Source organism: Enterococcus sp. AZ149 (assembly GCF_051714285.1).
GTDB classification, from domain to species: Bacteria; Bacillota; Bacilli; order Lactobacillales; family Enterococcaceae; genus Enterococcus_D; species Enterococcus_D entomosocium.
The window spans coordinates 1,801,677-1,817,464 of record NZ_JBIORO010000001.1; the positions used below are offsets into that span (position 1 = coordinate 1,801,677).

Annotated in this window: 15 protein-coding genes; 2 read left to right on the top strand and 13 right to left on the bottom strand. The window is 42.2% G+C overall.

What is annotated here, in order from left to right; all coding sequences use genetic code 11:
• Positions 1–112: 112 nt before the first annotated feature.
• Positions 113–2,719 carry an ATP-dependent chaperone ClpB gene (gene clpB / locus IGI94_RS08465; protein ID WP_087664106.1) on the bottom strand — a complete coding sequence of 869 codons (2,607 nt, stop codon included), beginning with the start codon at positions 2,717–2,719 and terminating at the stop codon, positions 113–115.
• 307 nt (positions 2,720–3,026) lie between these two features.
• Between clpB and IGI94_RS08470 the strand changes: the two genes are divergently transcribed.
• Entirely contained in the window at positions 3,027–4,553 is a 1,527-nt protein-coding gene (locus IGI94_RS08470; RefSeq protein WP_438899627.1) for an ABC-F family ATP-binding cassette domain-containing protein, read from the top strand.
• A gap of 39 nt (positions 4,554–4,592) precedes the next feature.
• On the opposite strand, the gene IGI94_RS08475 is transcribed toward IGI94_RS08470, so the two are convergent.
• The 12 genes from IGI94_RS08475 to IGI94_RS08530 form a co-directional block, all read right to left on the bottom strand.
• On the bottom strand, positions 4,593–5,624 hold the full coding sequence (locus tag IGI94_RS08475; RefSeq protein ID WP_016620081.1) for a lysylphosphatidylglycerol synthase transmembrane domain-containing protein: 1,032 nt from the start codon (positions 5,622–5,624) through the stop codon (positions 4,593–4,595).
• Positions 5,625–5,651: 27 nt separating this feature from the next.
• Entirely contained in the window at positions 5,652–5,924 is a 273-nt protein-coding gene (locus IGI94_RS08480; RefSeq protein WP_005235800.1) for a DUF1294 domain-containing protein, read from the bottom strand.
• A 33-nt stretch (positions 5,925–5,957) separates the two neighbouring features.
• A complete protein-coding gene (locus tag IGI94_RS08485; protein ID WP_008380060.1) occupies positions 5,958–6,866 on the bottom strand; it encodes a diacylglycerol/lipid kinase family protein in 909 nt (302 codons plus the stop codon).
• A gap of 101 nt (positions 6,867–6,967) precedes the next feature.
• On the bottom strand, positions 6,968–8,200 hold the full coding sequence (pepT, locus tag IGI94_RS08490; protein ID WP_301389208.1) for a peptidase T: 1,233 nt from the start codon (positions 8,198–8,200) through the stop codon (positions 6,968–6,970).
• Between the two features lie 11 nt (positions 8,201–8,211).
• The gene (locus tag IGI94_RS08495) at positions 8,212–9,330 is read right to left on the bottom strand and encodes a Nif3-like dinuclear metal center hexameric protein (RefSeq protein WP_438899628.1); all 1,119 of its coding nucleotides are present in this window, start codon (positions 9,328–9,330) and stop codon (positions 8,212–8,214) included.
• The gene (locus IGI94_RS08500) at positions 9,327–10,022 is read right to left on the bottom strand and encodes a tRNA (adenine(22)-N(1))-methyltransferase (RefSeq protein WP_034872664.1); all 696 of its coding nucleotides are present in this window, start codon (positions 10,020–10,022) and stop codon (positions 9,327–9,329) included. The genes IGI94_RS08495 and IGI94_RS08500 overlap by 4 nt, the downstream gene beginning before the upstream one ends.
• Before the next feature lie 95 nt (positions 10,023–10,117).
• Complete coding sequence (locus IGI94_RS08505) at positions 10,118–10,576, bottom strand: hypothetical protein (protein ID WP_016620078.1); 459 nt, start codon at positions 10,574–10,576, stop codon at positions 10,118–10,120.
• Between the two features lie 23 nt (positions 10,577–10,599).
• Entirely contained in the window at positions 10,600–11,532 is a 933-nt protein-coding gene (dnaI, locus tag IGI94_RS08510; RefSeq protein ID WP_016611842.1) for a primosomal protein DnaI, read from the bottom strand.
• A complete protein-coding gene (locus tag IGI94_RS08515; protein WP_016611843.1) occupies positions 11,532–12,908 on the bottom strand; it encodes a replication initiation and membrane attachment family protein in 1,377 nt (458 codons plus the stop codon). Before IGI94_RS08515 ends, dnaI begins: the two co-directional genes overlap by 1 nt.
• Before the next feature lie 13 nt (positions 12,909–12,921).
• Complete coding sequence (nrdR, locus tag IGI94_RS08520; RefSeq protein ID WP_005226004.1) at positions 12,922–13,392, bottom strand: transcriptional regulator NrdR; 471 nt, start codon at positions 13,390–13,392, stop codon at positions 12,922–12,924.
• Positions 13,393–13,595: 203 nt separating this feature from the next.
• Complete coding sequence (locus IGI94_RS08525) at positions 13,596–14,237, bottom strand: FusB/FusC family EF-G-binding protein (protein WP_438899629.1); 642 nt, start codon at positions 14,235–14,237, stop codon at positions 13,596–13,598.
• 246 nt (positions 14,238–14,483) lie between these two features.
• Complete coding sequence (locus IGI94_RS08530; RefSeq protein ID WP_008380072.1) at positions 14,484–14,813, bottom strand: hypothetical protein; 330 nt, start codon at positions 14,811–14,813, stop codon at positions 14,484–14,486.
• A 177-nt stretch (positions 14,814–14,990) separates the two neighbouring features.
• On the opposite strand from IGI94_RS08530, the gene IGI94_RS08535 reads away from it, so the two are divergent.
• Positions 14,991–15,770, top strand: coding sequence for an ABC transporter ATP-binding protein (locus IGI94_RS08535; RefSeq protein ID WP_086332401.1), 780 nt, complete (start codon positions 14,991–14,993; stop codon positions 15,768–15,770).
• Positions 15,771–15,788: the final 18 nt, after the last annotated feature.

The following is a 15,788-nucleotide window of genomic DNA, read 5'->3' on the forward strand; positions in this document are numbered from 1 at the left end:
TCCTCCAAACAACAAGCAAGGGGATTTTTTTGTCTTATGTTGAGCGACAAAAAAACGATGGCTACCAATGAAACGGCAACCATCGTTTTGCATTTATCCTTTTTTTATCTTTTTATTCCTCGGTAATTGGCGTATTTTCAAAAACCAGCTGATCGTTCAATAATTCGATCGTAACTTGGGTCTTTGGTAAGACTCTGCCGGCAACGATTTCTTTTGCCAATGGGGTTTCGACTTCTCTCGTAATAAACCGACGGAGAGGTCGCGCACCATATGCTGGCTCATAAGCATTTTCAGCAATCCAACGTTTGGCTTCTTCAGTGATCGTCAGCAGAATATCTTGGACTTCCAGTCGTTGTGAAAGCTGTGCGATGATCTTGTCGACGATGCCTGTCACATCGTTTAGACTAAGCGGTGTGAACAAAATCGTGTCGTCGATCCGATTTAAGAATTCTGGTTTAAAATGCCCTCTCAAGAGATTACGGACATTTTCAGCAACGTTTTCTGGGATCGTCCCTTCTGCGGTCACGCCATCTAGCAAGACTTGAGAGCCGATATTGCTAGTCATGATCAAGACTGTATTTTTGAAATCAACGACTCGCCCTTTTGAATCTGTCAAACGGCCATCATCAAGCACTTGTAATAAGATATTGAAAACATCAGGATGGGCTTTTTCGATCTCATCCAATAAGACGATCGTGTATGGATTGCGTCGAACAGCTTCAGTCAATTGGCCACCTTCTTCAAACCCTACATAGCCTGGAGGGGCACCGACTAAGCGAGACACCGAATGTTTTTCCATGTATTCGCTCATATCGATCCGAACCATATGCTCTTCTGAATCAAAGAGATTGACCGCCAACGCTTTCGCTAATTCGGTCTTACCGACGCCGGTCGGACCTAAGAATAAGAAGGAACCTAATGGTCGATTTGGATCTTGCAGGCCAGCTCGTGAACGAATGACGGCATCACTGACGGCATCGACGGCTTCGTCTTGTCCGATCACTCGTTGATGCAAGGTCTCATTTAATTTCAACAGTTTTTCCCGTTCGCCTTCCACTAATTTCGCAACAGGAATCCCTGTCAAACGTCCAACGACTAGGGCAATCTCATTTTCGGTCACTGATTCTTGGACCATCCGAATGCCTTCGTCTTGGTTTTTTTCTTCCAATTCAGCTAGTTCTTTTTCCAGTTGTGGAATCGTCCCATGACGAAGAACAGCTGCCCGTTCCAAATCATAGTTATTTTCAGCATCTTCCAACTCATGCTTGGCTTTATCGATCTCTGCCCGTTTGTTGGAAACTGCATTGACTTCTTCTTTTTCCGTTTCCCACTGCATTTTCATGGTATTGACTTCTTCACGCAATTCCGCCAATTCTTCTTGTAAAATGCCTAAGCGTTTTTTCGATGCATCATCGGATTCTTTTTTCAGTGCGGCTTCTTCGATCTCTAGTTGCATCAAACGACGGGTAACTTGGTCGAGCTCAGTAGGCATCGAATTCATTTCCACCCGAATCGTGGCACTTGCTTCATCGATCAAATCGATGGCTTTGTCTGGTAAAAAGCGGTCCGTGATATAACGGTCAGATAAGGTAGCCGCTGCAACAAGCGCGTTGTCATGGATGTTGACGCCATGATGGATCTCGAACCGTTCTTTCAACCCACGTAAAATTGAGATCGTATCTTGAACGGTTGGTTCCTGTACCAGCACTTTTTGGAAACGACGTTCCAAAGCTTTATCCTTTTCCATGTATTGACGGTATTCATCAAGGGTGGTTGCGCCAATCGTATGCAATTCTCCCCGTGCCAGCATTGGTTTCAGTAAGTTTCCAGCATCCATGCTGCCTTCCGTCTTACCAGCACCTACAATATTGTGGATCTCATCAATAAAGAGAATGATGCGTCCATCGGCTTTTTTCACTTCTTGTAAGACAGCTTTCAAACGCTCTTCAAATTCACCTCTGAATTTAGCACCTGCGATCAAGGCACCCATATCCAGAGAAAAGATCGTTTTGTCTTTTAGGTTTTCTGGGACGTCTTTTCGCACGATCCTTTGTGCCAATCCTTCAACGATGGCTGTTTTACCAACTCCTGGTTCACCAATCAAAACGGGATTGTTTTTTGTCTTCCGAGAAAGGATGCGAATCACATCGCGAATTTCTTCGTCTCGTCCGATAATTGGGTCCATTTTTCCGCTGCGGACTTGTTGCACCAGGTCAACGCCGTATTTTTCTAAAGCTTTGTATTGTTCTTCTTGATTTTGTGAGGTCACACGATCCCCTCCTCTTAATGTTTCGATCGTTTGCTTGATTTCTTTCGCGCTGATTCCTTGTTTCTTTAAATACACCGTCAATGGATGATTTTTCAATTTCATCAACGCATAAAGGACGATTTCTGTGGAAAGATACTCGTCTTGAAATTCATTTTTTAATTGATCTGCCTCAGACAAAAGATGAAACAGATTTTGACTCATGGATTGACCATAACGAACATTTCCTCCTTCAACCGAAGGCAGTTCATCTAATAGTCGGTCGACTTCCTTTTCAAAAGCATCGACATCGAGACCTGTGTCCGTGTAAAAATTGCGGCCGAATTGATTGGCTTGCAATAAAATCTTCCATAAATGCGGAATATCAATTTCTTGATGGTGACGGGTCATGGCAATCTGCTGGGCTTCAGCGATAGCACTTTGTAATGTAGTCGTCATTTTTTCTGGGTTCATACTTTTCCCTCCCAAAATGGTAGTCAGAAAAAAGTACGCTGCAAGCAGTATCCTTTTTTCTACTCTTCTATTATACAACATTGGTCAGTAATGGTCAAAAGTTTTCCCTCGAACATCAAGATTTTTTTCAGTATTCTTTCATGAAAATTGACAGATGGGAAGCAGCAATGGTATGCTAGGTCCTGATTGGTCAGGAACAATCGATTTTCCTGATCGTTTTGATCGCTTTTTGGCGATTTTTATTCAGTAAGATTATCTACTTAGCTGTAACGTCTACTGTTTACAGCTTTTTTATATGGAGGAAATGATGTTAACATTAACGAATATTAGCCAACAATTTGGCGACAAATTGCTTTACGAAGACGTTTCCGTTCAAATCAACCGTGGTGAAAAAGTCGGTTTGATTGGACGGAACGGCGCTGGCAAAAGTACTTTAATCAAAATCATTACAGGAGAAATTCTCCCCGATGATGGCTTCGTCCAATTTCCGAAAAATTTGAAAATGGGCTATTTGGATCAATACGTCAATGTTGATGAAACGCAATCGATCCGTGATTTTTTGCGCTCTGCCTTTGCAGAAGACTTCGAAAAAGAGCAACAGATTGCCGATCTTTATACTTCTTATGGCGAAAGCCTCGACGATAAGCTTTTAGAAAAAGCGGGCGAATTGCAAAATCAATTGGATCAAGGAAATTTCTACCAAATGGATACATTGATCGATGATCTAACAGAAGGGTTAGGTATTTCGGTTCTCGGAATGGATACCCCCCTCGCTTCTTTAAGTGGTGGTCAACGCTCAAAACTGATCTTGGCAAAAATGCTGCTAGAAAAACCCGACATGCTGATTTTAGATGAACCGACCAACCACTTAGATGATGAGCACATCAAATGGCTAGTTGAGTTTTTACAGGACTTTACTGGTACCTATTTAGTCGTTTCTCATGATCGTCAATTCCTTAACGAAATCACGACCCATATCATTGATATCGAATTTGGCAAGCTTTCTAAGTATACGGGGAATTTAGACAAAGCATTAAAACTAAAAACGCTGCAAAATGAAAGCTATATGAAGCAATACGAAGCACAACAAGAGCATATCAAGAAAACCGAAAGCTATATTCGTAAATACAAAGCTGGTTCTCGTTCAACGATGGCAAAGAGTCGTGAAAAGCAGTTGGCAAAAATTGATCGTTTGACCCCACCGCAAGATGTCCCTAAACCCCATTTAGGATTTGATTTGGCACCAATCGTTACCACCTTGGCCTTGGAAACCACCAATCTAGTCATTGGATACGACCAAAAGCCCTTACTCTCCCCGATCAACCTAACGATCCGCTATGGCGAAAAAATTGCTATACGGGGATTTAATGGGATCGGTAAATCAACATTGATCAAAACGATTCTTGGTGTGATCCCAGCAATTGAAGGGGCCGTTTCTTACCCACAGCATACAAAATTCAATTACTTTTCTCAAGACCTTGACTGGGAATATCCATTGCAGACCCCTCTTCAATACCTTGAGGATCTTTTTCCGAAGGCCACCAACAAAGAATTGCGACGGCAACTTTCTCGGGCAGGTTTACCTAGCCAATTAGCCCAGGAAGAATTGAAGCTATTAAGTGGTGGTGAACAGACAAAAGTCAAACTAGCCGAAATGATGTTGATCAAAAGTAACTTCTTGATTCTTGATGAACCGACCAACCATATCGATCAAGATACGAAAAACAATTTGGAAGAAACCCTAGCGGCCTTTCCTGGAACAGTTTTGATCGTTTCCCATGAAGGCGAGTTTTATGAATCCTTTGTTGATCGGATCATTGATTTGAAAGACTAAAAAAACACGCTTATCCTCTATTCGAAGATAAGCGTGTTTTTAACTTTCCACTTTTTCTTTTCTTAATTCAGTCAACTCTTGGCTAATATCTTTGCGTTTTTCTTTCATTACATAAGCAAAACCAATTATGAAGGGCCAAATGAATGTTGCTAAACGGTACAGTAGCATGGAAGACGCAGCATCGACCGTGCCAACTAATGGACCAAAAAGCAGCATATAAATAAATTCAAATGATCCGATCCCTGCCGGTGTTGGAATCACCCCGGACAAGACGACGGCAAAACTGATGAAGGATAACGTCAACAAGAAATCGATCTCTGGATGCTGCACAACAAGAATCACATAAGGAATCACATACCAAGGCAGCATCTTCAAAAGATTCCACAAATAGATACGCAAGAAAGCGGTGCGGTCGGTAATGATCGCATTGACTGTTTCTCGTAAAGAATAAATTTGGGTGTTGCATTTGTCAACGATTCCTCTTAATGTCGCACTTTTGAACAGCTTATTGCTGACGATCACGAAAAAGACTTGAATGTTGATGCTGACCGAAAGTGCTAACAAAGCGGCAATGATCAAAAAAACGAGTACGATCCCCGCTAAAATTACCCAAATCATATTGGGTGCATTGTCATAGAATAGCGAAAATTGAATGATCAACCCAGCGATTGCATAAGTCAATATGGCGAACTTATACATCACCATGTGTAAGGTGGTGACCCCAACGCCCTGTGACAACTGCAAGCCATTTTTACGGTAAAAATTCACCTCTGAGATTAAGGTGCCTGCCCCAAACGTCACAATCCGATAAAAACCACTGTAACAGACGGTCAGAAACCCCGCCTTGGTTGTGAATTCCGGTTGGAAAGTCACGGCAATCTCTTTGACTGTTCGTCCTTCAATCACTAGGTACAATGTGCCAAGCCCCATAACCAGTAAGACGACGAGAAAGCTGGTCTCTCTTAGCCCCGCCAAAATATCCATCATCGAGTTACGGACAAAAAAATACATCACACCCAGAATCCCTACTAGTAAAAGTAAATTAAGGGCGAACTTCACTTTAGTTTTCATATTAACTCCTTGCTTGTTATACCGAATTTATGCAAAAAAGACCATCAGCAGGATAGCAAAAACGGTGCCAAAAGCAAAAAAGAGGTGAAACTTCTTCTTTCTTGTTTTGTGGCGAAATACGCGTTGCGCAATTAAACCGCCTAATCCTCCGCCAATCGCCCCCATAAAAAGGAGATTTGCTTCGGGAACCCGCCAACCTTGTTTCACTGCCTGATATTTATCATACCCCATCAGACAGAAAAGATAAAGATTGACTGCAATTAAATAAAACCACAATGGATTGTAAATCAGTGCATTCATCCATTTCCTCCATATGATTGATCGTAGGGATCATTATTTTGATTCTTGTGCTTCTTCAGGTACCAGCATCGTCAAACCATGTTTGATAACTTTCATCTCAATCGGTAGATCATCCGTTGGGTCGCCATCGGTTCGAGTATGAACCGTTTTTTCTTTGGCCTTTATTGAGACCTTTGCGGCAGTGAAATATTCAACACTTGGTACTTTGGCAATTCTACCACGAATAATTCTTGGTAAATACAAAATAAATCGTAAAATATTCAGTTTTGGCAAAAGAATGATATGAAACAATCCGTCATCAGGCTTTGCTTCTTCATCGAAGTTCTTAAACCCACCTGCTGAATTCGACATGACGATCGTCAGTAATTGAGTTTTCCCCTGCCATTTCCGTTCGTCAGCAATGACTTCTAATTTGTATTGTTTCTTTTTGATTAACAGATGAATGAACCGTTTCATAAACGCTAACGGCCCATATTGCTGTTTTTCTTCTTGGGAAGTGGCTGCGGCGGTATCTGCCAGAAGACCAATGGTCATGGTCGAGATCATGACTTGATCATTGACCGTCCCGTAGTCGATCGATCGCTCAACCCCCGTTAAGATCGTCTCGAAGGCCTCTTCGGGCTTCACCGGTATCCCCAACATTCTGGCAAAATTATTTACGGTTCCACCAGGAATGATGCCGACCTTCAACTCATCTAACTTTTCTTTAAAGGTTTGCAATCCATGATGGATCGTCCCATCTCCACCAATGATCACAATCGTATCGACTGCGTGTTTTTCGGCAGCCTCTCGAACGTCTTTGGGATCCACGTCTGGATTTGAGGCCTGCAAGAACGCTTGATGCTCTTCGCCTTGTTCTTTCACATAGGCTTGGAATTTTTCTGCTGTTTCTTTTGCTTCACTTTTCCCCGCTGTATCATTGTATAAAACGAGAATTTTCATCCTATTCACATCCTAAAAAGGCCGGGTCTTACGCAAGACCTGCGTGAAGAGTTCCCAGCCCAAGAGTTTTTCATTTATTCCAACAAATCAAAAATCAACGTTTATGCTTGAGCATTCAGTTCGGCGATTTTCACAATCACATCGGTCGCTTTCATCATTGATTGTAGTGAGACGAACTCATAACGTCCGTGCATATTTTCTCCACCAGCAAAGATATTCGGTGTTGGAATCCCTAAATAGGAGATTTTCGAGCCATCGGTTCCACCACGAACAGGTTCTGTGATCGGAGTGATTCCCACTGCTTCCATCGCATCTTTTGCTAGATCAATGATACTCATATCTTTTTCGATGATTTCTTTCATGTTGTAGTATTGATCATATAGATGAACGTGTACTCTCGGTTCATCAAAGCGGGCATTCAAGCTTTCTTGAACCGCTAGTAATTGTGCTTTTCTTTCTTCAAAACGGGTCCGGTCATGGTCTCGAATAATGTATGCCATTTTCGCTTCTTCTACTGAGCCGCTGAGACTCATCAAATGGAAGAATCCTTCTGTCCCTTCGGTTTTCTCAGGAACTTCATCAGCCGGTAGCGCATTTTGAAAATCGACTGCTAGTTGCAAAGCGTTGATCATGGTGTCTTTAGCAGTTCCTGGGTGGACATTTTTTCCTTGGATCGTAATTTCAGCTTGCGCCGCATTAAAGGTCTCGTATTGCAATTCTCCTACTGGACCGCCATCCATTGTATACGCAAAATCAACATTGAAATCTTCAACATCGAATTTATCTGCACCAACCCCAATTTCTTCATCAGGGCCAAATGCGACTTTGATTTCCCCATGTTTGATCGTTGGGTTTTTAAGTAAAATTTCCATGGCTGTCATGATTTCTGCAATACCTGACTTATCATCAGAACCTAATAAAGTAGTACCATCAGTAGTGATCAAGGTTTCCCCAGCATAATTTTTTAAATTCGGAAAATCTTTTGTGTTTAATGTGTATTTTCCTTCTTTATCTAATTTAATGGTTGATTCGCCATCGTAATTTTCGATGATCTGCGGATCAACATTCTCTGCATTAAAATCGGCGGTATCCATATGGGCGATAAAACCGATGGAGCGTACGTCATGATCCACGTTACTTGGTAATGTTGCGATCACAAAACCATTTGATTCATTGTAATGAACATCGCTTAATCCTAATTCTTCAAGTTCTTTTTGCAGTTCTTTGGCAAACGCGACCTGGGTTTGGGTAGAAGGTGTTGTCGTGCTTGTCGCATCAGAGCGAGTTTCTGTTTTTACATAATTCAAAAAGCGAGGCAATAAATTTTCGTACATAAAAGATTCTCCTATCTATAGTCAAATGGATTTGTTGAAGTGGTGGAAGGAACAAAGGTCACAGCCCAGTTCTCTTCTGCTTTCCACTGGTTGAATTTCTCAATAAAACGAGGAATACATTCCTTTTCGATGTTGTGCCCTGGATCGATCCCAATCAACCCATTGGCTTGCATGTCATGGGCGAAATGGTAACTGATATCGCCAGTGATGTACACATCCGCTTGATGGCGTAAGGCATCCGAATAAAACGATTGGCCACTGCCGCCGCAAATGGCGATTCGCTGAATTTTTTCAGGTGCACCAGGAAAGCTGACGAGGCGTAAAGCAGTCAAACCAAAGCGCTCTTTGACACGTTCGACAAACTCATCAAGGGAAAGAGGCTCAGCGAGGTTGCCAACCCGTCCGATTCCATAGGTTTTCGGCAAATTGTCTAAGGCATACAGATCATAAGCTGGCTCTTCGTAAGGATGAGCAGCGATCATTGCCGAAAGCACCTTTTTCTCGATCGTTTCTGGAAAAATGACTTCGGTCTTCGCTTCTTGCACCTGTTCTTCTTTTCCGATCTCACCAATGGCAGGATGTGCCGCTTGCTGTGGCGTAAAGCGACCGGTGCCAATCAAGGAATAGCTGGTATTTTGGTAATTGCCTTGCTGACCAGCACCTGCTTTACCTAATGCCTTTCGTAACGCTGGTGCCGATTCAACAGGGGTAAAAACAGCTAGCTTCTTCATTTTTACTTGATGGGTTTGCTTCAAATACGTGTCGGGTTCAACTTCTAATAGTTCACAAAACCAATCGTTCAAACCATCTTCAATAATATCCATATTGGTGTGGGCGGCGTAAACGGCAATATCATGCTTGACGAGATCCATTAGCATCTTTTGTTGTGGATCATCTGTCAGTAAGCGGTTCAAAGGCCGAAAGATCGGTGGGTGTTTGGCAATGATCAAGTCGATCTTTTTCTCGATGGCTTCTGCAACCACTTCTGGACGTACATCAAGAGTCATCATGACTCGCTCGAGCGGTTTGTTTAATGTGCCAACATGTAGACCAACAGGATCGCCTTCTTCTGCCAACCATAAAGGGCAGTATGCTTCAAAGCGTTTGATAAATTCTTGACCAGAAATCATGCCAACACCTCCTTGATCCATTCGATCTGATCCTTTAATTCATTGATTTTTTCAGCAGGTGGTTCTTTGGCTTTCTCTAACTCTTTAATGACGCGTTGTCGTTGCTTTAATTCATGTTGCCATTTTTTAAGGAAAACTGGATTTTTTTCTTTTAATAAAAAAGGACCAAAAAATAATTGCTGGGACGTATACGTCGTTTTTCCAGTTTCCGCAACGATAATTTCATAGTTTTTGTCGTTTTCTTCTAAAAGTACTTCATGAATGATTATAAAGTTGTTGCTAACGAGCCATTCTCGCAAAGTCCGTTCCCCAACATTCGGTTGTAAGACCAAGCGTTTGACTCCCGCTAAGCGATTTTTCCGGCTACCTTCTTCTAAAATCGAACGTATCAGTGTGCCGCCCATTCCAGCAATGACAACGGTGTCGATGTTGTCTTCAGGTTGAATCGCGTCCAGTCCATCTGCCAAGCGAACCACGATTTTATCAGCTAACCCGTTCTTACGCACTTGTTTGCTGGCAGAATCATAAGGTCCTTGAACAACTTCTCCAGCTACAGCATAAGAGATTTTGTTCTGCAGCATCAATGCAACAGGCAAGTAAGCATGGTCGGAACCGATGTCGGCGAAACGTGCTTGGTCGGGAATTTGTGCGCCCACACAAGCCAAACGATCCGATAATGCATGTTCGTTCATATTGTCACTCCTTCTCTCGTAGTATATCACGCTTTCCAAAAATAGAAAAAAATGTGCGTCTTGACTGTGGTGCCATTGCCAAGGCGCACATTGCATTAATCTTCCACTAATTCAACCTTTTGGATCGAGTTGCCCGGAATTTGCGGCGGGATCGACATCGTCATGATCGGTATGCCTTGCAACGTCACCTGGACGGTAGCACCTTCCGTCAATTCCTCCAGATCTCCTGAATAAGCCTCGACTGGGACATGTAGGATGACCCCATCATTTTGAAAACTTTGGACGACTTGATCGTCATCTTCCACTGCCGCCACCTCTTTCAAAAAGAGTGAAAAGGTATCATCCGATCCTGCTATCGCATCTTCTTGGATAACACCAGTAAAAATTGCGGCTGTTTCCGTTTCTGATGTACTATTTGATACGGAACTGGTCTGCTCGCTAGTTTCAGAAGTTCCAGTCTCCCCATTTGCAGCGCTGTTTCCCTGATTGCCGCAAGCTGTTAAAAGCAGCATTGCTGCAAAGGATAATCCTATTATTACCTGTTTTGTCATCATCTTCTTCCTCCAGTAATAGTCAGTTATTGGCCATCATTTCGTCGGTTTTTACCAGTCATTTGAATTTCTTGTGTCAAATAACGGATACGTTCCATAATGCGCTTGGCTTTTAATGGTTCGGATTCACCTCGTTGCGTCACCGAAAGATGCTGTTCCAACTCATGCATAGTAAAATTCGAAGTAAAAAAGGTCGGCAGTTGTTCTTGCATGCGGTATTGCAATATGACACCGAAGACTTCGTCGCGAATCCAGCTGCTCATCGCATCAGCACCGATATCATCCATCATCAAAATTGGGGCTTTTTTCACTGCATTCAGCTTGTCCCCCACTTGATCTTTGCCGATTGCTTGTTTCATCTCTACCGCAAATGTTGGAAAGTGGACAAGTGTCGTTGTATACCCCGCCTCTGCTAAATCTCTGGCGATTGCTCCAAGCAGGTAAGTCTTGCCAATCCCAAAACTTCCTACAAAGTAAAGGCCTTTATGAAATTCTTGCGGATTCGCTGTCAACTCACTAATAAAATCAACGGCGGCTGCGATAGCCTCCATTCGTCCAGGCGTTTGCTGATAATCTGCAAAGCTCGCTTCTTGAATATCTTTAGGCATATCCATCGCTTTGATGCGACTGCGGATCTCTTCTTGTTTCTGGTAAGCCAGTAACTCTTTGGTTGGCACATAGGTGACATCAATAAAATGAAAATTTAACGCTAAGCGTGGTTCATAGCCCGGTGCGATCATGGATGGATCATTGATGCGGAATTTCCGCTTTTCTTGAACGAACTCATACAGTTTCGCATAGCTTTTTTGAATATCCGCTTCGGTCAATGCTTCTTCATTTTCGGCAATAAACGCTTTGACATCAGGATCTTGCAAAACTTCTGCCATCATTGATGAAAACTGATCACGGTAATTGCGTTTATCCAATAATTTCCCTAAGTTTTTTCCAACATCTTCCATTACTTGTCACCAGCTTTCTTATGCAAGTAGTTTTGCAGTTTTTTATCTAATTCTGCTTGTCGCTCTGGCGTTAATGCTGTCTCTTCCACTGGTTTTTCAGCCCAAGAAGGCAGCTTTTCTTCGCGAATGATTTTTTTGCCGCTTGTTTGTGGTCGGCTGCGTTTTTCCTTGGCACTTCGAACAAGGCTCCGAACATGCTTGATCGCATCTTCTGCCGTACCGATTTTTAATTCTGACCACTGGGCGGCAATATTATTTACATAATTTCCGGATAAAGCGGCATTGTTTTGGACTACTAAAACGTAATGAACCAGAACATTGATCACACTATTCGGCAATGGTGATCGTTCGACAAGGCTTTTGATCAACCATTGTTCTGAATCGGTCATAAAACTGTTTTTCTCCGCTTTGATCGCTTTTAGAAAGGCGATCGGCGCATTATTTTCACTTTCTTGAATCAATAATACATCATTTTCTGAAAAACCATTCTGCTTCAATGTATTGAAGCGCCGCAACTGGCTTTCTGCTTGAGGATCTTCTCTTTTCGATGTTTTCGTGAAGGTCTGCCGCGATTTTTTCATGATCGCTTGTTCCAGCTTCTTCTGATCGACCTCTCCTGTTGTCAAAGAAACATTGTCCGCCATCAAATCCAACAATTCCAACACATCATAGCCATATAAGGAATGATATAGAACTAACTTTTGTCGAAAACTCGGCGTGAAATTAGCGGCACGGATATACCGACGTTGCGCTTCATATAAAAGAAAGTCCCAATCCAATTGCTTTTCGTCAAGCACCAAGTTTGCATTGGATTCTTGAAAAGAATTACTGACTGCCTGTAACGTTTCTTCATGAGAGGCGAAACGAGCAGTATTTAACCCATAGGCAACTGAGAAGGATTGGGTCACTTCCTGATAATCGGTTAAAGAACATTTCTTTGGTTGATACAGCTTGACCAGCTGATTAAATTTACGCTCCCCGACTCTTTCCAACAAAAGATAGGTATACAATTCATCTTGAAAAAACGCTGCCGGATGAACCGGTTCTTGCAGCCAATACAGATAGGAGGATCCGTTTTGCAAATCTGCTTTTTCATATGATTTCAGCAAGCCGATACCTTCTAGGTTTTGCTTGGCTTTTATGAAGCGAGACATTCCGACATTCATGGCATTCAAGATATCTAGATGCACGGTCGTCATCGACTCCTCGCCAGAAATGCTTTGGGCTTGGACATCGCTTGCTAGTGTCAAATACAACGCTAAAGCATCACTTTCAATAATTGGTTGATACAAATAAATGAGGGCGTCTTTCCCTTCCGTTGTAAGTGGACGGCTTTTGAACACTTTGTACGATTGATTCGGTAAACTATTGCCCACTTGTTGTCCCCCTCTATTCTTGTGGTTCTTTCGCTTTTTCGACGATGTCTTGTAGTTCTTTTAAGAAAACTGACATGTCTTTAAACTGGCGGTATACACTGGCAAAACGGATATAAGCGATCTCGTCTAAATCAACTAGATCTTCCATCACATACTCACCAATTTGTGTCGTAGATATTTCATTTTCACCAAGAGCACGGACACGACTTTCCACATGATCGACGATTGTTTCCATCTGATCCATTGTCACTGGTCGTTTTTCAGCAGAACGAATCAAGCCCCGTAAAATTTTTTCTCGGTTGAATTCTTCACGGGCACCATTTTTCTTGATCACAAGCAAGGGTGCCTCTTCAATACGTTCAAATGTTGTAAAGCGATAGCCGCAATTTTCGCACTCACGACGACGGCGAATCACACGTCCATCATCGGCTTGTCGACTATCAACTACCCTCGAATTGTTATGATGACATTTTGGACATTGCATAGTTCCACCTCATTTTCTCTCTTATGCACTTACGTTTTCACGTAAAGTCATCGGTTTCTATGATTAATTATAACATGAAATCCATTGGTACAATAGCCAAAGTGGTTTATTCTGTTCATTTAATACAAAATTTAAATAATGCTATAACTGTTGTTTTTTTCAATGAGAAAAAACGGCAGAAAGATTTCTGCCGTTTCATTTCGTTATTTATCTTTCATTTGCAGCAAAGAAACAAAATCATGCAAATTTGCTGGCTGTTCCAACTGCTGATTGCACCTTTGGCTATCACGGCAAATATAATTCCCGCGTTTCGTATATGTTCCATCGCCGTTGCTCTTGGTCAAAGAAAGAAACATCGACACATTTCCTTCATGCTGGCACAAGGGACAGATCCCTTTTTTGACCTCGGTTGACACATGACCGTGAAGTCCTGTAAATCCCTGCTCAGTGGCTATGATCATAAACTTGCTTTGACTACCGATATCATCCCAAGCAAGATAAGTGGTCTCTTTTAAATCAACGGAAGCAAAATCAGGTATTTTCAGTTTTTTTACTTTCCGAAACATTTTTTCAATTTGTTTTGTTGTCGGCAGCTGAAAGGGTCGGACGTACTCTTTGAGTTCTGATAACAGCTCATTGCTGCGACTGATCGTCATCCCCTGTTGAAAGAAAGCAGCTAAAATTTCACGTGGTGCTGTTTCTTCTTCAGGAAAAAAATGTTCTATGGCGTCTTTGGTCATCGTTTCAACCGTTTTGATCGTTCGAGGATCATTCACCGATTGATAGGTTCGAACTAATTGGTATACTTGATATTTAATTGAATGAAATTGGTAAGGTTCGATCATAAAAAAGCCTTCTTTCTAATTTTCCGTTTCCTATTGCGGCTGTTCTACTTTCTTGACAGTCGTACACAATGCATAAATAAGCATTTGATGACCACCTCCCAATTTCTTTGCTTCTCTCTATGCGATCTTAATGGATTATAATGAGATGTTGAGCAATTGTCAACTGAGCAGTAGTCTCTTGACTCTTCATCCACTCTGGTTAACAAAAAAATGCCTCGTCTAGAAGACGAAGGCATCCGTGTTCAGTTATAATTTATCTTCAATTCCAGTATAATGCTTCAGCTGGTCTGCATCTCGACGATCGGCAGAAGAAATTTTATTGGCATCAGGATTTTCAGCTCGCAACAATTCTTCACTGCTGACATTTTCTGGGGTAGTTCGATCATTGCGGGCATCGCGCTCGTCATTTTGATCTTCTAATTCATTGACTCTTTTTTGATCGTGCTCTTTCTTGATCTGACCTTCGTGTGCTTGTTCTTTCCCAGAATGGGCAAGTTCTTCATTATTGGTCCACTCACCGATTTTTTCTTTAGCCTTGCCAACGATCACATCTTTTTCGTCTTTAAAAGTACCCATAGTTATCATCCCTCCTGTATAGTTTCATCATAACAAGCATTCTGAATTCTGACAAAAGATATGAATGCGATACCAAACAGTCAGCAAAATGTTTTTCTTTATGCTATAATATGAGCGATTATTTTCTGAATATTCTTACAACTGGAGGTGAAGAACCTGTTTAAGGTTCGACAATAGATGACAATCCTCGATTTCCAACAGGTTTCATTCGTTCGCGACAAGAACTATTTATTAAAAGCGATCAATTGGCAAGTGAAAAAAAATGAGCATTGGGTGATTTTAGGTCTGAATGGTGCTGGCAAAAGTTTATTACTCCAAATGATCACGGGAAGTTTATGGCCTTCTTCTGGTCAACGAACGGTCTTAGGTGAGCGTTACGGAAAAACGTCTGTGCCCGATCTTCAACGGCGCATTGGTTGGGTCAGTTCAGCGCTGCAAAGCAAGTTTTATGGTCGCGATCTTGCCGAAGAGATCGTTCTTTCGGGGCTTTATTCCAGTATTGGTCTTTATGAGTCCTATGAAGAAGAGCAGCTGATCCAAGCAAAAGCGCTTTTGACTGACTTAGGTTTGTCGCATTTGATCAATCGTTCCTATCACGTCCTTTCTCAAGGGGAAAAACAATTTGTCATGATCGCACGGGCCATGATGGCACAACCAGAGATCCTGATTTTGGACGAACCTTGTACGGGCCTTGATCTATTTGCGCGAGAAGAACTGCTAACCCGTCTGGAGGCTTTTTCACATCTGCCGAATACGCCGACTCTTCTTTACGTTACCCATCATACGGAAGAGCTACTACCGATTTTCACTCATTTGCTGATGTTAAAAAACGGCAAAGTCCACGCCGCTGGTCAACGAGAGACGATTTTTACTGAGGAGGTTCTCACCTCTTTTTATGATCAGCCGATCATTCTTCACCCCTTTTCCAGCAATCGCGTGATCGTGACCCCAAAATAAATCAGGGCTGGTACTTTG